The sequence below is a fragment of the Embleya sp. NPDC020630 genome, from assembly GCF_044334985.1.
GTDB lineage: Bacteria > Actinomycetota > Actinomycetes > Streptomycetales > Streptomycetaceae > Embleya.
The window spans coordinates 1000253-1020312 of sequence record NZ_JBIRUB010000001.1 but is presented as its reverse complement, the minus strand read 5'-3'; the positions used below and the strand labels follow the sequence as shown (position 1 = coordinate 1020312).

The 20060-nt window shown below is 67.8% G+C and carries 16 protein-coding genes; all 16 read right to left on the bottom strand.

Annotation, left to right across the window (positions count from 1 at the left end; genetic code table 11):
* Window positions 1-7 precede the first annotated feature (7 nt).
* The gene (locus ACH4XV_RS04140; RefSeq protein WP_395786704.1) at window positions 8-1243 is read right to left on the bottom strand and encodes a tyrosine-type recombinase/integrase; all 1236 of its coding nucleotides are present in this window, start codon (window positions 1241-1243) and stop codon (window positions 8-10) included.
* Window positions 1243-1461 carry a helix-turn-helix transcriptional regulator gene (locus ACH4XV_RS04135; RefSeq protein WP_379997388.1) on the bottom strand — a complete coding sequence of 73 codons (219 nt, stop codon included), beginning with the start codon at window positions 1459-1461 and terminating at the stop codon, window positions 1243-1245. Before ACH4XV_RS04135 ends, ACH4XV_RS04140 begins: the two co-directional genes overlap by 1 nt.
* Window positions 1462-1820: 359 nt before the next feature.
* Window positions 1821-2471 carry a helix-turn-helix domain-containing protein gene (locus ACH4XV_RS04130; RefSeq protein ID WP_379997390.1) on the bottom strand — a complete coding sequence of 217 codons (651 nt, stop codon included), beginning with the start codon at window positions 2469-2471 and terminating at the stop codon, window positions 1821-1823.
* A gap of 663 nt (window positions 2472-3134) precedes the next feature.
* A complete protein-coding gene (locus ACH4XV_RS04125) occupies window positions 3135-4793 on the bottom strand; it encodes a UvrD-helicase domain-containing protein (protein ID WP_379997392.1) in 1659 nt (552 codons plus the stop codon).
* The gene (locus ACH4XV_RS04120) at window positions 4790-6415 is read right to left on the bottom strand and encodes an ATP-dependent endonuclease (protein ID WP_379997394.1); all 1626 of its coding nucleotides are present in this window, start codon (window positions 6413-6415) and stop codon (window positions 4790-4792) included. The genes ACH4XV_RS04125 and ACH4XV_RS04120 overlap by 4 nt, the downstream gene beginning before the upstream one ends.
* 381 nt (window positions 6416-6796) lie before the next feature.
* Window positions 6797-8047 (bottom strand): DUF6236 family protein, encoded by a 1251-nt coding sequence (locus ACH4XV_RS04115; RefSeq protein ID WP_379997396.1) that lies wholly within the window; start codon window positions 8045-8047, stop codon window positions 6797-6799.
* A gap of 1068 nt (window positions 8048-9115) precedes the next feature.
* On the bottom strand, window positions 9116-9556 hold the full coding sequence (locus ACH4XV_RS04110; RefSeq protein WP_395786703.1) for a hypothetical protein: 441 nt from the start codon (window positions 9554-9556) through the stop codon (window positions 9116-9118).
* A 160-nt stretch (window positions 9557-9716) separates the two neighbouring features.
* Complete coding sequence (locus tag ACH4XV_RS04105; protein WP_395786702.1) at window positions 9717-10868, bottom strand: DnaB-like helicase N-terminal domain-containing protein; 1152 nt, start codon at window positions 10866-10868, stop codon at window positions 9717-9719.
* Window positions 10869-10910: 42 nt separating this feature from the next.
* Entirely contained in the window at window positions 10911-12071 is a 1161-nt protein-coding gene (locus ACH4XV_RS04100; RefSeq protein WP_395786701.1) for a hypothetical protein, read from the bottom strand.
* 165 nt (window positions 12072-12236) lie between these two features.
* On the bottom strand, window positions 12237-13358 hold the full coding sequence (locus tag ACH4XV_RS04095) for a DNA cytosine methyltransferase (RefSeq protein WP_395786700.1): 1122 nt from the start codon (window positions 13356-13358) through the stop codon (window positions 12237-12239).
* A complete protein-coding gene (locus ACH4XV_RS04090) occupies window positions 13358-14260 on the bottom strand; it encodes a hypothetical protein (protein ID WP_395786699.1) in 903 nt (300 codons plus the stop codon). The genes ACH4XV_RS04095 and ACH4XV_RS04090 overlap by 1 nt, the downstream gene beginning before the upstream one ends.
* A gap of 59 nt (window positions 14261-14319) precedes the next feature.
* Window positions 14320-16047: a type IV secretory system conjugative DNA transfer family protein gene (locus tag ACH4XV_RS04085; protein WP_395787051.1), complete on the bottom strand. Its 1728-nt coding sequence runs from the start codon at window positions 16045-16047 to the stop codon at window positions 14320-14322.
* Between the two features lie 186 nt (window positions 16048-16233).
* Window positions 16234-17145 carry a hypothetical protein gene (locus ACH4XV_RS04080; protein WP_395786698.1) on the bottom strand — a complete coding sequence of 304 codons (912 nt, stop codon included), beginning with the start codon at window positions 17143-17145 and terminating at the stop codon, window positions 16234-16236.
* Between the two features lie 505 nt (window positions 17146-17650).
* Window positions 17651-18148, bottom strand: coding sequence for a hypothetical protein (locus tag ACH4XV_RS04075; protein ID WP_379997412.1), 498 nt, complete (start codon window positions 18146-18148; stop codon window positions 17651-17653).
* Between the two features lie 60 nt (window positions 18149-18208).
* Complete coding sequence (locus tag ACH4XV_RS04070; protein WP_395786697.1) at window positions 18209-19492, bottom strand: hypothetical protein; 1284 nt, start codon at window positions 19490-19492, stop codon at window positions 18209-18211.
* A 26-nt stretch (window positions 19493-19518) separates the two neighbouring features.
* Complete coding sequence (locus tag ACH4XV_RS04065; protein ID WP_395786696.1) at window positions 19519-20034, bottom strand: hypothetical protein; 516 nt, start codon at window positions 20032-20034, stop codon at window positions 19519-19521.
* Window positions 20035-20060 lie beyond the last annotated feature (26 nt).

Below are 20060 nucleotides of genomic sequence, written 5' to 3'. Positions count from 1 at the left end.
TGCAGGTTTAGACCACTCGCAGGTTGGTTGCCCGGTTCAAGATCGTCTGTGGACCATTTGTGGACCAACCGGGGTCGAGATGGCCCTGAAGCGCCTCCCCCGCGCCGATGATCGACTGCCGCGCGGGGTGCAGATATCGCTGTGTCGTCGAGAGCGATCCGTGCCCGGCGATCTTCCGCAACACGTGCACCGGGATGCCCGCGTCGGCCATCCACGTCAGCCCGGTGTGCCGCAGATCGTGCCGGCGCAGGAACTCGTACCCCAGCCCCGCGACCACTTCGTCCCAGTGCGTCGCGTCACGCAGCACCGCCGTGGTGATGCGTCCTCCGCGCGGCCCGGTGAACAGCCGGGCCATCGGGTCGGGTTCCGGCCCGAGGAGCGCGATCCGGCGCAGCACGAGCGGGCGGACCTGCGGAATGATCGGCACCCATCTTCGGCGCTTGCCCTTGGTGCCCTTGTCGACGAGCCCGCCCGGCGAAGGCGTGGTCTGCCGGCACAGGTTCCACATCCACTCGCGCGTGTCGATGTCCTTGAGCCGAACCCCGGACACCTCCCCGATCCGCGCCGCGGTGCAGCCGGCGAAGCGAACGACGTCGCCCCAGCCGCCGAAGTCGCCGTGTGAGCGCCGGACAAGGGCGTCGGCCAGGGTGTCGAGCGCGGCCCAGTCACGCAGCGCCAGTTCGCGCGGGTTGTCGAGCTCGTCCTCGGCCATGCGAAACGCGTGCTGCCACCCGCTGATCCGGGCCGGGTTCGTCTCGACGAGACCGTCCCGCTGTGCCTGCTGCATCACCCGCACGAGTACGGCGATGGTGCACTTGATCGTCGAGCGACCGGCCCCGTCCTCGATCCACTCGTACACGGTCCGGTCCACCGCGCCGTAGGTGAGCGAGTGCACCGGCAGGTGGCCCAAATACGGCTTCACCCGCAGCCGCCAACCGGCCATGTACGGGTCCGTGGTCTTCTTCTCCAGACCGCGCAGCGCCATGTCCATCACCAGGTCCCCGTATTCGCCCAAGGGCATCGTCGCCATCCCGGGATCGACACCCGCAAGCGCCAACCTCCGCAACCGCTCGATCCACGCCTCTGCCGCCTCCTCCGTATCGAGACTCTCCGACGCGGACCTGCGCTCCCTGCTCACCGGATCCACCCACCGCAACCGCGCCCGGTACGGCGTCGGCCGATCCTTCAAAAACTCGATGTCGGACGACAACGGGATGCCGGCAGGCGGTATCCGAGGAGGCATCAGGCGGCCACCTGCGGATCCACCCGACGGCTCGCCAGCCACGCCTCGACATCGGCGGCGCTGTATACCGTCGTCCGCGCCGAGAGCGGCACGAACGGCGGCCCCTGCACCGGCCGCCCGGTCCGCCACCGCCGCAGGGTCGACGGATCCACCCCCAGCAGCTCCGCAACCTCCTCGGTGGAATACCACCCGCCCTCCAACAAGCCCGCCCCGGCCATGTCCCGCTCCGCACTTTCGGGCCGAACTCGCGTCCGATGCAGATGACGCATCGCCACCACCCCTGTCCGTACATGTCGTTCTTTGCATCGGCCAGTTATCGATGCAAACCTTCGAAACGCCCGAGCTTCCGCTCATCGGTCCGGTCGAGCACCCGCGCCGTCCGTCGACACGGACTTGACGGGCCATGCGGATCCTTGTCGTGATCGACTCCGACTCCGCCTCCAGGAATGGCGGTGCCACTCCAAGCCGGCGATTCCCCGCGCACGCCGTAAGCTCTGCGGGCACAGTTCTCCGCCCCCGATGGCCACTCGGTCGTGTTCGGAGTCATCACCTCAACGGCGTTGATGCGGCGAGCCGTTCACGCGCCGGACGCCTCCGTCGCGGCGCCGTCGTCGACGTGAGCGAGTCCGGCGGGAAGCGCGGGCGGCTCCAGGCCCCGATCGCGCATGCGCACACGCAGATCCCGTAGGGCCAGGACGTCCTCGAACGCCAGCCGCTCGTACCGTGCCGCAACCTGCCCCAACCGCTCGTGCTCGGCCGGATCGAGGTTGACCGTAGCCAGGCGGCGCCGATCGTGCGCCAGCCGCCCGGACGCCACGGCCGCCTCGACGGCAACCGCGTGCTGCCGGAAAGCCTCAAGCCGCGCACGCGGCGAATCCGCGGGCGGCAACTCGGACAACGGCGTCTCCCCCGTAAAAGCGGCAAGCCCATCCCACGTATCAACGACGACGCCAGGTGTCGGAGAAACCGTGGCAACCTCACCCACGGGAAACAGAAGACTGATCGCCGGCACACCCAACGCCTGAGCCAGGGCCACCAGTTCGGTCACATCAAGCGACTCGCGCCGCCCGATCTCCAGATTCGCCAACACCCCACGCTGCATCTCCACACCCAACGCCGTACACGCGTCCGCGAGCTGCTGCGCACTCATCCTCCGCGCCTTGCGATGTCGCCGCACCTCACCCGCGACAACCGCCACCAGGCTCGATGCCGATTCGTTTTGCGTCATGAGTGAACAGTACATCATTATTCTGATCTTTGACGAGACAGTCTTCGCTCGCGAGACATCACTGGCTAGACCGGGCGCAAGAATTGTTTTCTCTTGACACAAGCAGCGATTCACGGCGCTGACGCGCGATGAGAGGGGTGACACTCCGAGCTGTCGTGAGCCCCAGGCACCCTCGACCGATCCCGCGAACGGCGGATCCATACCTGGTCGACTCCACGCTTCAGGGCAACGCGTACGCCACAGCCCGACGCAACAGGACCCGGCACGCCGCCCCGGAGGGAGCCCGATCAGCCCGACCGGACTGGGCTCGATTCGAGGGGGCCCAACGAGCCGAACCACCCACCCCTGCTTTGTAAGTGCCGATGGGACGGTGCCGAGGGATGCCACAGAGGGGCGCTGTGTCCCGTTTTGGATCTCCCAATGCCCCGAAATCGGGGGATACCGCCGGATGTCGGCGGGTGCCGGAACCGTCGTGCACGCGCCGTACGCGCAAATGCGTGCACTGGTCGGAGGTTTCCGTGATGCGCCCCGGGATTCTTCCGGGGCGCATCACGTCGCATTTTACCGCCCTCGATGGCTGTGTTCGCCGCGACCTCGACAACCACCGTGGACGCGACTGACCTCTGCCCTATCGTGCACATCCGACTCACTAGTGGGTCGCGATCACGGACGCCCGGTGGTCAGTCGATCGAGGTGTTCAAGCATGGTGGCCGCGTTCAATGAGCAGCTTTGCGCCACTGCCCACCACCAACGACTGGGCGTGGTCGGATAGGGATTGCCCTTTTTGGATATACGTGACCTGGCCGCGGTAACCACGAGGCCGTGTCGGGCTCGGGAGAGCATGACGAGCAGCACGCGCAGTTCCTCGGCGAGGTCTTCAGGCTTCGACTGTCCACTGGGGATGTGGAATTCCTCGATGCCGGGCACGAAGACCCAGTCGAATTGGCGTCCCTTACCGGTGTGCGCATTGAGCAGGTGGACGCCGGGCTGCAAGGATCCGCTCATCTCCGGGGGGCGCAGTTGGCTGAGTGCCGATGCGGGCGACCCGAAGAGTTCGGCCTGTTCGAGGAATGTGTCCAGCGCCGTTGCCACACGATCGTGGGTCTCGACGTCGGACGGTTCGACTGCAGACAGAACGAACTTGCGCAGGTTGTCGCCCTCGGCCTTGGGGTGCTGCGCGGCGACGGTGTGCAGAAGTTGCAGCACTTCCTCGTCGTCGATGGCGAGGTCCCAGCGTTGCCGGGGCAAGTGCGAAGCGTGGCCGAACTTCTCGTCGGTGACAGCGCGGCGCCAGCCCTCCCGGGTTATGACGCCGATCGTTGCAGTTGGGTCCGAGTCCAGGATCTTGGTGGAGATGTCCACAATCCATTGCGACTCCTCGTCCTCGGTGTCGAAGACGTGAGCCACGGCGGCTCCCCCGCCTATCCAGTTTTCCGGGTGGGCCGCGACGAGAGTCTCGCCACCGGCCAGTACGGCCACCTTGTTCACCACACCCAACACAGCGGGCGAGGAGCGGTACGACATCGTCAGGCGGTGTGGAGGGCCGCAGACGACGCGAAGTTCGGCCTCAATCTCCACGGGTCGGGCGCCGGCCCAACTGTAGATGCCCTGCAGCGGATCGCCCACGCACGTAATCGATTCCGTGCAACTGCCCAAGGCTATACGGAGTTGCTGGGGTGACAGGTCCTGGAATTCGTCGACCAGGATCGCTCCGAAGTGGGCCCTGTACAGAGCGCCCACGGCCTCGATGCCCAGTAGGCGTTGTGCGTGTCGAAGCAGGTCGTCGTAGTGAAACAGGCCGGCCGCGGCACGGTCGCGTTCTATCTCACGGGCGAAAGGGTTGCCGATGCGGTCGAGTTCGCGGCCGACGGCGTCGTCATCGTGTGCGTCACTCTTCGCTTCCCGGAGTGCGGACTCGATGCCCTTTCGGGCGTCCGCAGCCTGTTCTCTGGTCATGTCGACCGTGTACCGCGCAACGGCGCAGGTCAGTGTGTTGCGGGTGGGCATCGGGAACTTCGGGTCGATGCCGATGGTCTGTCCGTGAGCACGGATGATCTCCGCCGCGTACCCGTGGAAGTTTCGGACATGTACGCGGCGGCGGAATTGTTGAGCGCCCACGGCGCGGATGAGCCTGTCCGTCAGGTTCTGTCTGGCCCGATTGGAGAAGGTCAACGCCAGGATCTGCTGGTGGGGACCGAGTCGTGGGATGAGGTAGTCCGCGCGTCGGGCGAGGAGTTCGGTCTTGCCACAGCCTGGTGGCGCAATGACCAGCATGTGGGGGTCGGGGTTCAGGGCTGGGTCGGCTTCGACCGGGATGCTCATCGCGCGGCCAACTCCCTTACCTTCTCCAGAATCCCCTTGACGGCGGGCATCCTTGTGACCTGCTCAGCCGTCAAGGACGCGCTCACGGCCTCCGCAGCCGCCGTCTTGTTGTTACGGCAGAAGCGGGCTATGCCCTCAATAGTGAGGTCGTCGTCGCCGGCAACTCCGGAAGCCTCCCGGAGGGCCCCTTCGCGGCAGACCTTGGCAGCGACGAGGAGCTCGTTCATGCCGGTTGCGGTCAATGCGGTGCAGTACTCGTGCTCAAGATCGATTTGGCAGGCCCACACGCGGTCGCCCAGCACGATCGACTGCTTGCCGCCGTAGGCCCCGCAGAAGATGCCCTTCTCCGCCTCGTCCACCAGGCCGAGGACACACACGCCGAAGCCGTTCTTGCCCAGGAGAGCGTAAACGTGCCGAAACTTGTCCGCGCCGTCGAGCGTGAACACCATCGCACCGATGCGGTCCAGATCGATGCCCAGGACGCGCGCGGCACGCTGCACGATCCGACGGTCCGAGATGCCTTCGACCGCGATCACGTATCGCGCGGTAAGCGCTTCCAGCAGGTGCGGTGACCACCACTGCAGCCGCAGCTTCTCGATCGTGTCGAACCTGTTCTCATTCAGTTGGTGCGCGCTGCCGTCGGGGGCGATGACCAGCACGTGCGCGGGTTCGAAACACTGAAGGACGTAGGCGGAATGCGTCGCCACGATCTTTTGGTTGGCTCCGGAGGCAAACAGTGTCGCGACGTTGCGCTGATTCGAGGGCTGCAGATGAAGCTCCGGTTCGTCTACCGCGACGATGTTGGCACCGGCTTCGGCGAGGTCGAACAACGTCATCGCGACCAACTGCCGCATCCCGTCGGACTGCTCGATCAGCGGGACGTACTGTCCGTTGCGGCTGAAGAACATCGAAACACCCGCGAGGACGGAAGCGGCGGGATCCGATTGAGTGCGTATCGCCAGGTCATCGGCGGTGACGGTCTGCGGCATCGCCTTGCTGAGGTGATCCGCTACAGTCCCGCGCAGCTCTCCCAGCCGCTCGCTCACGCCGAGCTTCTCATTGAAGTCATCGAGCAGGCCGGTCAACTGGTGTGCTTCGGGGCCCATGTCGATGGCGTCGAGCAGAGTGCGCAACGCGCTGTTGGGGCCGTCCAACAGCGAGGCACCCGCCGTGCGGTTTGCCGACAGGTACCGCCAGCCCAGAGCGGCGATTTGGTCCCGCGTGGGTGCCCGACCCTCCGCGGTTCCGGGCAGCCATCGGCGGATGGTGATGGCCTCCGGATCACCGTCCACCGGCTCGACATCAAGGCGAATCTTCAAGGTCGCCGTCGTTTGGTCCTCGGGATCGATATCAATCTCGCGATAGAAGAGTCGCCGCTCTTCGCCCGTGAGTTCGGCGAAGGCCGCCTCGACTATCAGCGGCCTCATCGGGTCGCGAAGGTCGGCCCGGGACAAGCTTTGGTAGAGCTGGCCGACCGTGCACGCGAACGTCAGATTGAGTAGGCGCAGCAGCGACGACTTGCCCACGTCGTTCGCCCCGACGATCACCAAGTGCTCGCGGACCCGGATCTCCAGGTCCTGCAGGCGTTGGGAGTTGACGATCTTGAGCCATGTGAGCTTCACGGGGCTGCCCCGGTTTCTAGGATCACGACCAGCAGGTACCAGGGCAGCTTCGGGTTGCCGAACAACTTGCGAACTGTGCCATGGATCACCGACAGCCTACGCATCGATTTGGAGGGCATGCGTGCGATTTACGCTCCCGAACGCGCCGAACCCGGTGGGCTTACAGAGTCTGATGACCGATCTCGGCGCTGCCGGCAACGTCTCCCGCTGAAACGCCACCACGTCCGGGGCCAGGCATCCCACCTTGATGCACGGCGGCCTGCTCCCTGGCCGCCGTGCCGAAGGCTTGAACGCGGTGGATGCCTGTCGCGCGGTGGATGGCGGCGAGGCGAAGCCCGGCCGTCCAACCGCTCGGCACCCGCCCGTCTTTCGCCTGTCGACCTACAAGCCGGAACCCGACAGTCGGGCCAGTGCGCGGGGAATGCGCTTGAGCAGAGCGACGGGCGGGAGTTCGTGTTCGGCGCGCAGGAGGTACCCGGCGGGCGAACTGCCCATGGCGGCATCCCGGGCGGCGGCGGTGGTCTGACGGAGCGCGACCATTCCTAGGGCCACCGTGCCACCGGTTGCGACAGCGGTCGCGAGGGCGCCTTGGCCGAATGCGGTGGACGCGGCGTATGTGGTGGCGCCGCTCGGCACGAGGCTGAGCCCCATGATGCCGGTCGCGGCCTTCATGGGGGCGCCACGCAGGGCGGCTCGGAGTTCCCGCAGCGGTTCCCGGAAGCTGTTGTTCACCGCCTGGTCGAGGTAAAGCCGGAGCGCTTGCGGGTCCTCGATTCCGCCGAGAGCCGGTTCAAGTTCCCGTGCGAGGTCGGCCACCGCGCTGGTGAACGCCGTGAACTCCGCGCCGTGATCGGTACGCAGCTTGATGATCCGCTCGACCGGAACGCTCTCCAGGTCGGCGGGTACCACCAGTTCGATGGCAAGGTGCCCGACCATCCGCGCGATGTCCTGGTCCGGCACGGGCGTGGACTGCCCCAGCAGGACCTCGGCGATTCGGGTGTCGTCCCACGTTCCCGTCGCCGAGTGCGCCCCGACCCGATCGGTCAGCGGAGCGAAGCGCGTGCGACGCGCCAACTCCTGGGTGAGCACGCACTTGTACGCCCACGCCAGACTCGGATCGGTGGCGACCCACTCCCCCGGCCACGCGTCCGTATATCGGGACCGCGACGTCGCCACCGCCAGGCCGGACGCGAACAGGGCGTCGCGCAGCGCCGGATCCACTTCATTCCAGTACAGACCGGCGAGCGGCCTCTGCCGGGTCGGCAACGCAAGGTGGGCGGTCGAGGATGCCGGTTCGACGGTCACCTGAGCACCCACACCGCGCACACGGTGGCCGGGATCGTTGACCTCAAGCAAGCGTCCGGGGCCCGCAAGATACCGCCGGCGCAGATCCGCGCTGTGATCGTTCAGGATCCGTAACCAGCCCGGCGCGATTGCCGAGGCCGCCGCCGAAGGATCCACGTCCACGAGGAAATCGAGGCCGTCCTTCAACGCATACGCGGTCTCCGTGTCGTGGACCCGAAAGCCCTGCGGCACCACGCGCGCGACCTGCGGCCAGTACAACGCTGCGGCCTTTATCCAGCTCTCATCCCGAACATGCACGTACGGGTAGTACAGACCTATTCGCTGCATAACCGTCCTTTTGCATAGGGCCCCTGGCCGCCCACGAGGCTCACGCTCCATCCAAACGCATGCCTGGCAACAGTGAACCTCACATTCGCTCACCGCCCCGATGCTCCCACCGGTGCCACGCGGTGGCCGTCTCGATATCGGAACCCGATGCCGGACAGCCGCCCGGGGTTCAGCCACGCACACGGTCCGCATTGGGATATCCGTGCGCTGGTGGGGGGTTTTCGTGATGCGCCCCAGGGGCCCCTGGGGCGCATCACGTCGCACAGGGAGCGCGGGATCAGCCTTTCGGGCCGTCCTGTCGTTGCGGCGGTGACGAAACCAGGGCAGTGTCCGCAATTCGAGCCCCGGCATCGAGTGCTCTCGTGGCCGCGCCACGCCCCAACGGTGACCACGCGATCGGCGCTGCGATGAGTACAGCGGCGGCGGCCAACGCGCGTGTCCACGTTTCGGCCCTGCCAGCCGTTCCAGCGCTCAGCGCAGTTGCGCGGCGATGGCGAGGGTCCATCCTCGCTGCGGCGTCACGGGCCCGATTTGCGATCCCCGAGCAGACTTGGGCGGCACGGGCCAGTAAACACACCGCGGCAAGCCACAGGCCGACGCAACCAACAAGCCCGCCGAGCACGCGCTGCGGTAAGGACGGCGGAGCATCCGCAGTGGTCTGCACTCCGACTACAGCGAAAACGACGGAGGTCATGCAACCGACAGCAAGGAAAGTCGCCGCCAACAATCGAAGCAGCGGCCGTTCCTTGGCTTGTTGACTAACTTCCTGTTCCTCATCGGTGGAACCGGGCGCTGGCCCAGGCGGCGGACGATCTATCGCCGCACGAGACTCGTTGGCGTGATGATGGTGGATGTGTATGCCACCGTCGACGTAGCCGTCGACGAAAACCCCTGAGCCCTCGTTGCGTTGCACGTGCGGGCGCTGTACAGGTTCGGACATCTCCCGTCACCGCCGTAACAGCTGTGGGTCGCGATCCGAAGGCTGCAAGTCCTCTATTTGTTCGTGGAGCTGAGGAGCCGATTGGTCTTGGATGAACAGCCGCGGCGCACGATGGATCGACCGACACGTCATCGCGGTTCGGCACCGTACGTGTTGTGCACGCCTCCGAAGATGTTGCCGTTCACCAACATCCCCGATCCACTGTTCAGTTGCGTCCCCACGTTCGTTGCGCGTGAAGCTTCGGCCAGCGCCTGGAGATCGCTCCATGCTTCCGGGTGAGCCGACACATGGTCGTGCAGACGACTGACCCACGCCTGCGTGATCCGCTCCCGCATCAAGGCCAGCTCGGGGCCGAACGTCGCGTCGGCTTCTGCGGCACAGGCCAAGTCAATGAGGATTCGCTCGTCGTTGTCATGTGTGGCGATCGCATCTCGCTGCGCTTCGGGTGTGTCGTGGCGGAACAGCCGTACGAGTCCGGCTCGGGCCGCACGGCTTCCCCCGGACACCATCGAGGCCACCAGGGTGCCGGCAGCACCCGTCACTATCGCCATAGTTGCGGGATCGAGCATGGTCCAAAACCCCCCGGAGCTGGAATGTCACCGCATACACGCACAGTCCGTAGCTGACGAGTCCAGCCAGGGTGGGTGCGGACCAATTACCTTACGCGATAACGCAGTACGTGTTGGCGCCTCAACGAAAGCCTTTCGCACCCGCTCCTGACCTGCTCAGCTACCGAAACGATGTCGGAGGATTGGGAGCGGCTCGTCTGGCAGGCACGTTTGCCGCCCGCTCTGGCGTCGGCTCTGACATACCGGGGGCACGGAACGCGGTGGTCCGTGATCGTGCGGCGCCCACAGTCGCGTCGTTCACAGGCCCAACCGTCTCGCCTCGGGTTGAGTACGTGGGTTCTCCGAGGGCTGTGTGCCAGCGTCTCCGGATCTCGTCGAGTGGGCCCATAGCCAGGCGTGTTACGGCGAGGAGGTGGCGGATCGGCAGCGTCGGGTTGTTGGCATGGGTGCGGGCGGTGTGCGCGGTGGCCGCGGCGGTTCGGAGGAGGGCGGCGCGCAGGACGCGTCGGGCGTGGTAGTCGGTGCTGCCGCCGGTGCCGTATGCGGTGATGGTCAGGGTGAGTTCGGGGGTGAGGGTGCCGTCGGCGAGATGTCCGCGGCGTTGGGCCTCCCACAGGACGGTGAGGGGGTCGATCGTCTCGCCGCGGTGGGCGAGGCCGGCGATGCTTTGATACAGGGCGCGGTGGGCGTGGTCGGCGAAGTCGTCGGGTCGCAACCAGTGGCCGATCCGGGACAGGGGGGTGGGGTCGGCGACGAGGGCTGCGATCAAGGCCTGTTCCTCGGTGAGGTCGCGCGGACACGGAGTCGTGGGTGGCAAAACCACGGGGGCGGGTGGGGTGGTGCCGTGGGGTTCGCCCCAGCGGTGGGCGAGTTCGTCGAGGGCGGCGTGGAGGGCCTGGTGGTGGGTGAGGGTGTCGGCGAGTCCGTCGCGGGCCTGGTCGGCGACGGCGACCTGGCCGAGTCGGGTGGCGTGTTGGGCGATGGTGCGGTGGTCGGCGGCTTCGACGATCATGCGCGCGTACAGAACCGCGTTGCGCGGGTAGGGGCACGCGGCCATGAGGGTGTGGGCGTAGACGGGTGTGATGCCTGCGGCGTGTTCTCCGGCCGCGGCCACCAGGGCGAGCACGCGCGTTGCCATGGTGGCGGTGGCGTCCGGTGGGGCGGGGTGTTCAAGCAGCGCGCGGTACAGGGCGGTGTGTGCGGGCCGATACATGTGCTCGGGCAGCAGTCGCCCGCGTACCTCCTCCACACGGGTCGGCTCCAGCAACAGCGCGCCCAGGAGCGCTTGTTCCGCGTATAGGTGGGGGTGCACGTCGCCTCCTCGGAGTGGCGCCCGGGCCGGGAGCGGAGCGGGTCAGCGGGTGCGGCGGAGCGGAGGCTCGCCGGCGGGCAGCGGCGCTGATGCCGCGGGTGTGGTGGCCGGGCCGGGCCTGGCGGTGGTGCTCGTGGTCGCGGCTCGGGTGACCATGTGGCTCGGGCGGGGGGCGGGGGCTTCGGCGGGGTCGCGGTTGATAATGGCGGCGGCTCGGTCGAGCAGGGTTGCGGCCTCGGCGAGACGCGCGCTGTAGGCGCCGTCGTCGAGGCGTTGATCGCTCCACGCACTCAGCGCTCGGGTGAATTCCGTGGTCCGGCGGAGGGTGGCGTCGATTTCCGTGGTGGCCTCCGCAACGTCGTCGGCGTCGAAGCAGAAGTCGAGTTGCTCGGTGAGATCGGCGATGCGGCGTTCGGCGCGGCCGATGTCGTGGTCGGGGCGCGGATTGGTAAGGAGGGACGTTTGAATGCTGACGCGGTAGCCGACGGCGCTCAGGAGGTCGAGGGCCGTGCTGGCGATGTGGGCGCGTTGCTCGGGTCCGGCGCCGTAGGGGGTGCGCCATGCCCGGAAGCCGGCGCCGAGATCGGCGGAGCGGAACCCGGTTTTGCTCAGGATGAGTTCGGCGAGGTTGTCGGCGCCAAGCGTGTGGGCGATGCCCAATTCAGGGTTGTCGCGGATGACGACGGCTTCGTGGTCGAGGTCGTCGGCGCCGATGTGCTCCAACGGAGCGTGGTTCTGGTCGTGGATGCGGGTCTCGATCTCGCGGCAGACGTGGTGGACGTGTTCCGTTTCGACACGTAGCGGTTCGTCGTTGTTGCCGACCGTGGAAGCGATCAGGTGGAGGGTGTGGTCCTGGCGGGAACGCGCCGCTACCCAGCGTGTGGTGGGGCGGTCGCCGTCGTGGAACCCTGCGGCAGCCGCGACGTCGTGGGTGATCGCGGCACACTCGCCGTCGTCGAGGTCCGCGATGTCGGTGATGCCGCCGATGGCGATGTGCCAGACGCCGGTGTCCTCGGTGTTCGTTCCGTGGACGCGGTCGTGCTTCGCGGCGGGCTCGGCGAGGTCCTGGACGAGGCGGTCACGGGGGTGATCGGCGAGCGCCCAGGAAGTCTGGACGCTGTCGTGGACGATGCTCGGCGCCGACCATGGGTTGGCGGCGTGGAGGGCTTCGGCGGCGTGTCGGGCGGTGATGTGGGCGAACATTTGGTGCGGGGCTCCCCTGTTGCTGGGCTGTGAGGTTCGATCGGAGGAATCGGCGGGTGCGCGAGCTGCCCGGTGCTTGAGAAGGAGTGGCACGGGTTCTCGGGGGCTCGGTGATGCTCGCGCCAGGACGACAGACGTTGTCCACGAGCCGGTGAAGGGCTCGCGCTATGCCGCGAGGTCGAAGTCCTCACGCGTCGGGCATATGTGCGGGGCCAAAAGGTGGCGAGCCATGAGTGGTGGGACCGCGTTGCCGATCTGGGAGAACTGGCGGCTGCGACCCCCCTGCCACGGGTAGTCGGGCGCGAACGATTGGAGCGTCCCGGCCTGGGCCACGGTCAGACGTAGTTCGGGAGTCTTCGTCTTCGCGATCGCGGGCGTACGTGGCGGAATCTCGGAAGCTGACTCCCAGCGGGCCTCGTTGGCACGGTGTCCGAAGAACATCGTCGGTGCGGGTTGGTCGAGAGCGCGGACCGCGGCGTGGGCCTGGCTGTTCGAGCGCAATACCCAGCTGCGGGCGCTGCCGGTGAGAGCCCACGAGGGCTGCTCGGATCCGAATTCATTGCCTCCCGCGCCGGGGCGGCGTGCGCCTTGGGTGTTGACGGTCCCGGGCCATTCCCAGCCCAGCGCCTCGGCCATCGAAAGCCAGCGGTCGCGTCCCGGACCGAACAACCCGACGGGTTCGGCGTGTTCGGCATGGGTGGGTTGAGGTGGCGTGGCGGTGCGGGTGCGGGAGGCGATGAGGATGGCGCGTCTTCTGGTCTGGGGCACCCCGTAGTCCGCGGCGTTCAGCAATCCGGTCCACACCGAGAAGCCCCAGCCGCGCAGGATTTGGGCGTACTGCTTCCACAGCGGCAATACGTCGGGGACTTCCTCCATGCACACCCACCGGGGTTGACCAGAGTGGGTGTGGAGGGCGTGGAGGTAGCGCATGGGCTCGGCGGCGAGCAGGGATCTGGGGTCGCGGCAGGCGGTCAGGAGGTGTTCGCGTTCGTCAATGCCGCGGGCAAGGTCGGCGACGGCCTGGTGAACCAGGGGTTGGTCGAGCAGGCCGAGGCGTTTGCCGGCGGTGCTCCATGCCTGGCAGGGCGGGCTGGCGATCACTCCGTCGACCCAGCCCAGGAATGGTCCGGTCGGCTGGGCGGCGACGTCGACGCGCAGGGTGCCGTGTCCTGCGGCCAGGCGGGTGGCGCAGGCCGCTGGGTCCCATTCCAGGCCGAAGTCGAGGGCGCCGAGGTCCCGTAGGCCTTGGGACCATCCCCCGGGCCCGGCGAAGAGGTCGAGGATCATCAGGCCGCCAAACCGAGGTCTTCACGAACCGGGGCCCCGGAGCGGCATGACCACGGGGAGCAGCCATCCTGGTCGCCGAGTTCCATCTCCGCGTCGGCGACCGCGTCGAACACGTCGACCTGGCGGGATCTCCACTCGTGCGAGGTGACCCGGTCGATCGGAGCGATCGACAGTGGCAGGAGGCTGCGGTGCAGATACGCCTCGCCGAGGAGCGGGCTGCCCTCGGCGGTCGCCCGGGCGTTGCCCGAGCGGATGGCCGCGTCGAATTCCACGACGTCTCGCCATTCGTCGGGGGATTCGTCCCGCAGGGCTCTCCACTGCTGGTTGCCGTGGAACGGGCAGCCCAGGCATGCCGATTTCGGGGTCTGTCCGAATCCTCGTGTGCGGAGGAGTCTTTGGCAGTCCGCGCGGGTGTATCCCAGATCCAGGAGTGGATGCCGGTTGCGCATGTAGCCGATTCCGGAGTCCTTGGCGCGATGAACCTCGTCGACCGATATCCCGATCCACTGTTCCACGAATACTCCGGGCGGCACGCGGATCGGATGGGGGTAGCCGAGGAGTCTTCTGACCTGCTGCTTGATCGGCTTCAGCTTGTATTCCGAGGTGCACTGACGCCGTGTCAGGCCGTGTTCGCCGTTCGCGTTCTTGATGTGGAGTGGCATGGACGCGAATCGATGACCGGGGTCGAGTGCGTCGGCTCTGATGTTCCCCGACGATACGCGCAGGATCGGAATGCCGGCGGGTACTGCGATTTCCCGTTCGATGCGATCCAGGTGGGAATACACCGACTTGGGCTCCCATCCGGTGTCGGCGAAAATCGCGAAGTCCAGTTTCGGGAGATGGCCCTCCGCGGCGAGGAGCAGGCAGGTGGTGCTCTGCACTCCGGCACCGAGGCTGAGCACGCGATACCTCGGCTCACCCGTGCGAGTGTCGGGGGTCCGTCCCGACGTGCCTGCGCAGGTCATGCCGCCCGCCCGAGGTCGTCACGGAGCAGCGCGGTGTGCTTGGCGACGGCGCGTTCGGTGATCTGTGCGGTGGCGCGGGCGGAGTCGGCGCCGATCGCCTTCGCCGAGGGCTCCCTGTACCAGGGTTTGAGGTCGAGGAGGCCGGCTCGGATGCCGGTGGCCAGGAGGAGGGCCTTGCCCTTGGGGAGTGCTCGGATCGCGTCGGCGGGGAGGATGCGTTCCTGGCGCATGCTGGTGCTGGTGGAGCGTCCGGATTCGCTCGTGGAGTGGGACACCGTTTGTACGTCGTGGTCGCCGACGAGTCTGCTGAGCTTGTCCGCGAAATCGGCGTCGTCGATGCCGCTGCCGATCATCTTGATGGTGGCAGCGCTCCACAGGGAGTCCATGCCGGATTCGCCCCAGACGCGTACGCCCTGGCGGTAGCTCTGAAGGATCGTGATCGGGATGACGCCGCGCGATCCGAGGTGGGAGTACAGGTCGGGCAGGTCCGAGATCTTGCAGACGTTCGCGGCCTCGTCGAGGATCGCGAGCATCGGCGGGTCCAGGCGACCTCCGGCGCGTTCGGCTTGGGCGACGGCTGCGCGCATGACGGCGTCTGCGGCTGCGGCGATGATCGCTCCGGCGGAGCCTCCGCCGTCCTTGCTGAGCAGGAACAGGCTGTCGGTGCTGGTGGCGAAGTGTTCGGGGCGGAACTGGGCCAGGCCGCGGGTGGGGGTGACCCAGGCGGCGATGCGGGGGTCCAGGAGGCAGGCGGCGTACTGCCTTGCCGTCTCGTAGATGCCGTCGCGGGTCTCGACCGCTCCGGACACGGTGCCCTGCAGTTGGGCGGCGACCGCGTCGAGGTGGTGGTCCTGGAGGAGGTCGACCGGGGTGCGGTCGGCGGGTGAGGCGAGCCATGCCAGGACGTCGGTGATGGGTCGCTTGTCCTTGGCCGCGGCCAGGAACAGGGCGGTGAGCGTGTTGGCGGCGGCGGTGCTCCAGAAGTCGCCCTGGTTGCCCTCGTCCACCGAGGCGGACACGAAGTGACCGGCCAGTCGTCGGGCTCCGGCGAGGTCGTCGGCTTCGCCGAGGATGTCCCACCACATCTCCTGCCGGGCGTGCGCGATCTGCTGCGGGTCGAGCGTCCACACCGTTCCCAGTCGCGAACGAGCGTCGATACAGGCGGTGTAGGCGTCGTTCGCCGCCTTGTTGGACGTCAGCAGCACGGGGCCGGGGGCGGCCAGGACGGCGGGGATGGCGAGGCCGCTGGTCTTGCCCGAGCGCGGGGCCATGATCGCCAGGAGGACGTCCTCCCAGGAGGAACGCACCTCGTGGGAGCCCGGTGCGAGGGTGCCCAGGAGGATGCCGCAGTCGTCGGGGTTGATGCCCTTGGCCGTTGCGTTCTTCAGTGACGGCCGCAACGACTGGGCTCTGGTGGTCATTTCCTTCGGCAGCAGGATCTCCAGTTCGCGCCGACCGGCCAACCCTGCGCTGTGGCCTTTGAATCGGGCCCTGATCTTGAGACCCAGCACGGCCGCGATGGCGAGGACGAGCGCCGGAACGAGGTAACACGTGATGGTCAGGACCGGGTGCGGGAGCGCGGGCCATATTCGGTCGGGGTGAAGCAGCGCCGATATCGGCTCGTATGGTGCCCACTCCCCCTCCCCCATGAAAGCGTTCACGGTGTTGGCGGTCAGCCAGGCGAGGGTTCCGCCGCCGGCGGCAAGGGCGGCGGCACCGAGCATGGCGTAGAGCGCGGCGTCGGTGCCGGGGGTGTTCGAGGGTGTGGATGCGCGCGGAGGCAAAGTGGGTGGCTCCTTGGGGCATGGGTGATCGACACGCGGCTGTCTCACGCAGAGCCGGTGCCTTCAATCGGGCTGGTGCCGGGAGGAGGGTGAAGCTCGGGCGGTGGTGCTGTGGCCCGGGTGGCTTCAGCGTGCCCGGCGAGGTCGAGAGCCAGCCGCAGCAGAGTCGGCGTAGGCCACGGTGCCCGTGGTCGAAGGAATCCGGCGAGGCGACGCGGGCGTAACCGCGTGTTTGCGCGTGGTGCCGGGCAAGGGGCGAGCCAGTCGACCCTGGGCTCGCGGAGACCGAATGAGTCCCAGGGCGGGGTCCGCCCTCACGATCCAGCCAGCGGCGACCAGCCGGGAACGGACATCGCGGGCGAGGTCGACTACCTCGGTCGCATCGGCGCCGAACGGAGTCCGATGCCAGTTGGCCTGATATCTGGGGGCGGGAATCCAGTCGAGGTCGCGCAGGATCTCGGCGATGCTCTCGTCGCGGTATGCGAGCGTGGCCACACCTTCCGGGTGGGTGCCGATGTGGGCGACGCCACGTTCGAGGGGTGGTTCGGGATCCGCGATGTCCAGAGCGGCCAGGATGTTTCCGATCGTCCGGCATTCGGCAAGGACCCGCGCCTGGTCGACCTGTCGGGGCGCTTCCATGACTGCGGCGGTGGAGGCGACCAGGTGCACGTTGTCGTAGGTGTCGCGCAGCAGGACCCAGGGACAGTCGCGGCCCTCGCCACCGATGAGACCGGCGGCGCCCAGGACCCGTCGGGCGATGGCGACCCATTCGCGGTCTCGGGGCCACGATCCTCTGGCGTAGCCGCGCAGGCCGCAGTACCAGGTCATGTCAGGAACGGCCTCGTCCGGCGGAACGCCTTGTCGGTGCAGGATCGCGGGGAGGTCGATGCCTCGGGTGAGGCGGTCCAGGGAGTGACCGCACCACGGGACGGTGTCTCCCTCGGTGGTGGTCGCGGCATCGTGCAGAACAGCCACCGGCCGGACACCGGATTCGCGCCGTCTGGTGAGGAGTTCGAGCAAGGTTCGGGTGTCACTCACGGTCGACATTGCGGGCAGCAGCGACCCTGCCCCGGGGATGGGTGTGGAATTCACGTGCGCCTCCTACCTGCTTGCGCGCTCGTCGTAGCGACGGTGGGCGCGGTCGGGGTCGCGGACGCGGTGGCTCGGCTGGAGAGTGCTCGTGCGATGTGCGTAACCACTCGGGTGACGTCGATGTCGGGGCAGGATTCGATCAGCCAACCGATCGCGTCGGTCAGCGTCGAATGGTGCGTGTGGTTTGCCACGTACAAATGCTCGGTCGGGCTGTTCCACAGTACGGACGCGAGGTATCGCCGGTGGTGGGCCGCGGCCTCGTCTCGGGCTATCGTCGCGCGGCCGGGGTGATCCCACCTGTCGCGCGTGGGCAGATCCACGGCCCAGGCCAGACGTGGCCTTCGAGTGGCGACGTACCATGCGGACCCTGCCGACTCGGGGTCGGCCGGGATACAACCCGGGGGCTCGATGCGGTCGTATGGCTCGGGCTGTGCCTTTTCGGCTTCGCCGGTCACTGGAAGGGGTTTTCGCTCAGGCGATCCCTTTCCGTGGCAGCTTCGAGTAGTTCGGGGAGGTCGCTTGGGACGTTGTCGCGCTGGTCGATCCACCATCCCGCGCGAGTGATCGTTCTGGCCGTCTCCTCGATGGTCTGCCACTCCTCCTCGCCGAGGTCACCTTCGACTACCAGGGCGGCATAAGCGGCCGAGACGAGGTCGTACCGGCAGCGAGTGCCCCAGGCGACTGCCCGCTCGGTGCCTTCCAATAGGGGCATCGCGTACTGCTGCGACCACGCGTCGGCGGTCTCCTGCTCGGCGGCGCGGCGCTGCTTGAGCCAGGTGGCTCTGCCGGCGTCGTCACCGGCCCGGCTCGCGCGCCAGCAGTCGCTGCAGTCCCGGGTCGCGAGCCAGCGCGCGAATCCGCTGCGTTCGTCCGCGGGCTTGTGGGAGAGGTCCTTCTCGGCGCTGTGGCCGCAGACGTGGTCGACGGTCCAAATGGTCTGCACGGGCATGACTCCTCCGGGTCGTTGGGGTGGGCGGTGACGTGACCACGTCACCAGGTAGCCCTGCGGTCAGCGCGTACGTCGACCGGGCATGGGGGCGGTCCATGTCGAGTGGGCAACGACGGGTGTGCGGCTGGTCGGTGGGGTGGGCTGCTTCGCGGCCGAGCGGGCCGCCGCAGCGCGGGCGGTCGTGGCTGTGTCGACGGGACGTCGGGGCATGTCGGCGAGGTGGTCGCTGACGTGGATCAGGGCGCCTCCGACCCGATCGAGGGTTCGGCCTGCCTCGCGCAGTTGCGCAGAGAGTTCGACGCCCATGTCGCCGGGGAGTTCAGCGCATCGACGGGCGGCCTGCTCGACGAGTTGGTGCACCGCGGTCAGGGCACCGGCGTCATCGGTGACTCGGTCCAGGGCCGTGCCGATTTCGGCGGCGCCGGCCTCGGCCTCCAACGGCGCGACGAACCTCGGGTCCGTGGTCGGGTTCCGTGCGGTGGTCGTGGTCGTCGTGATGCGAGGGCGATCTGTGCGAAGGCGCTCGCTCGCCTTGTCGAGGGCGGCTTCGACGCGAATCAACGCCTGGGCCGCGTCCGTGAGTCGGTTGGCCACGTGGGCACCGGCGACGGTAGCGCGGGTCGTGCACCATGCGGCGGCGGCTTGGATCAGTCGCCGGATGGCCTCCAGCAGCGCCTGAGCGCCGGTGGGTCCGTCGAGTTCATCGACGGTCTCAGGGGGTTCGTCGAGGACGGACGGCTTTGGTGTCCACGTGCTTTTGGTCGATGCGGACTCCGTTGCCGGCGTGGTCGTTTCGGTGCTCAAAGTGCCTGGTACGACGTGGACCGTGGATCCGGTGGCGGTCATCACCTGGCGAGCGTTGCGGACGATGTCACTTGCGGCGGCATGATCCGTACCGGTGGGCAGGGTGTACACGTCCAGGTCGGGGTCGTGCCTGAAGCCGGCTACACGCAGGACCATCCGGGCGTAGGGACGGTCGTCCGAGACGGCGGCGACAGTCCCCTTGGTGGGGTGCTTGCCGAAAGCGACGTCCGGTTCCTCTCGCGTCGGAGTGGCCCGTGTGGGCTGCGAGTTGGATGCGGCCCGCAGCGTGCCGGGTTCGGGTTCGTAGGCGAGGTCGGTCTGGACCTCGAAGCGTGCGGCGCGCAGGATCGCGACCGCTTGGGCGGCGCGGTCGGCGGCGGGTCGGTTACTCGCGGTGAGGGTGTAGAGGCCCTTGTCCGCGGTGCGTTCGAAGCCGAGGCGGTTGAGGAGTTGTTTGGCGGCGGGCTGGTTGGAGTGGTTGTTGGCGACGACGCCGAGGGTGGGGTGGTCGCCGATGACGATGTCGGGGGTGGTGGCCATGGTTCGGCTCCTGGGGTGGTGCGATGTCAGCGGTGCCAGGCGGGGCGCGGGCTGCCGGTGAAAGGCGCCGGTGGAGTCTGCGGTCGGCTCGCGACTGCTGGCGTCGCGGCGCGCGCGACGGTGGTGGTGGTCGATGCGGGTGGCAGGTCGGAGCGCACGGGGACGCCGGCGTCGCGCAGGACGGTGACGACGTTGTGGGCGTGGAGCAGGTCGTCGACCTCGTCGTCGGTGGCGTCAAGGACGTGGATGCCGGTCCCCGTCGCGTCGAAGCCGGCGACGGCAAGCAGGCGAACGGCCAGGGTTGGGGTGTCGTCGGTGGTCAGGGCGACGATCCCGAAGCGGGGGTGGATGCCGATCGAGAGGGTCGGACGAACGTGTCCTGGTGGCTCCGGGGTCGGTTGAGTGGCCGTTTCCGTGACGTGGTCGGTCATACCTGGGGTGGAGCTCGAATCGGCAGACGACCGGGAGCCGTGGGCGAGCCGGATGTTGTGCTGCATCGCGGCGCCGACGGCTTCGCCGATGCTCGGGTAAACCTCGGGCACAGGTCTTCCTTGGTGGTCGGTGAGAC

Bases quoted from the DNA above. Each gene is read 5' to 3' on its own strand.
- ACH4XV_RS04140 (WP_395786704.1), bottom strand. From the start codon at position 1,243: ATGCCTCCTCGGATACCGCCTGCCGGCATCCCGTTGTCGTCCGACATC.
- ACH4XV_RS04135 (WP_379997388.1), bottom strand. From the start codon at position 1,461: ATGGCCGGGGCGGGCTTGTTGGAGGGCGGGTGGTATTCCACCGAGGAG.
- ACH4XV_RS04130 (WP_379997390.1), bottom strand. From the start codon at position 2,471: ATGACGCAAAACGAATCGGCATCGAGCCTGGTGGCGGTTGTCGCGGGT.
- ACH4XV_RS04125 (WP_379997392.1), bottom strand. From the start codon at position 4,793: ATGAGCATCCCGGTCGAAGCCGACCCAGCCCTGAACCCCGACCCCCAC.
- ACH4XV_RS04115 (WP_379997396.1), bottom strand. From the start codon at position 8,047: ATGCAGCGAATAGGTCTGTACTACCCGTACGTGCATGTTCGGGATGAG.
- ACH4XV_RS04110 (WP_395786703.1), bottom strand. From the start codon at position 9,556: ATGCTCGATCCCGCAACTATGGCGATAGTGACGGGTGCTGCCGGCACC.
- ACH4XV_RS04100 (WP_395786701.1), bottom strand. From the start codon at position 12,071: ATGTTCGCCCACATCACCGCCCGACACGCCGCCGAAGCCCTCCACGCC.
- ACH4XV_RS04095 (WP_395786700.1), bottom strand. From the start codon at position 13,358: ATGATCCTCGACCTCTTCGCCGGGCCCGGGGGATGGTCCCAAGGCCTA.
- ACH4XV_RS04085 (WP_395787051.1), bottom strand. From the start codon at position 16,047: ATGCTCGGTGCCGCCGCCCTTGCCGCCGGCGGCGGAACCCTCGCCTGG.
- ACH4XV_RS04075 (WP_379997412.1), bottom strand. From the start codon at position 18,148: ATGCCCGTGCAGACCATTTGGACCGTCGACCACGTCTGCGGCCACAGC.
- ACH4XV_RS04070 (WP_395786697.1), bottom strand. From the start codon at position 19,492: ATGGCCACCACCCCCGACATCGTCATCGGCGACCACCCCACCCTCGGC.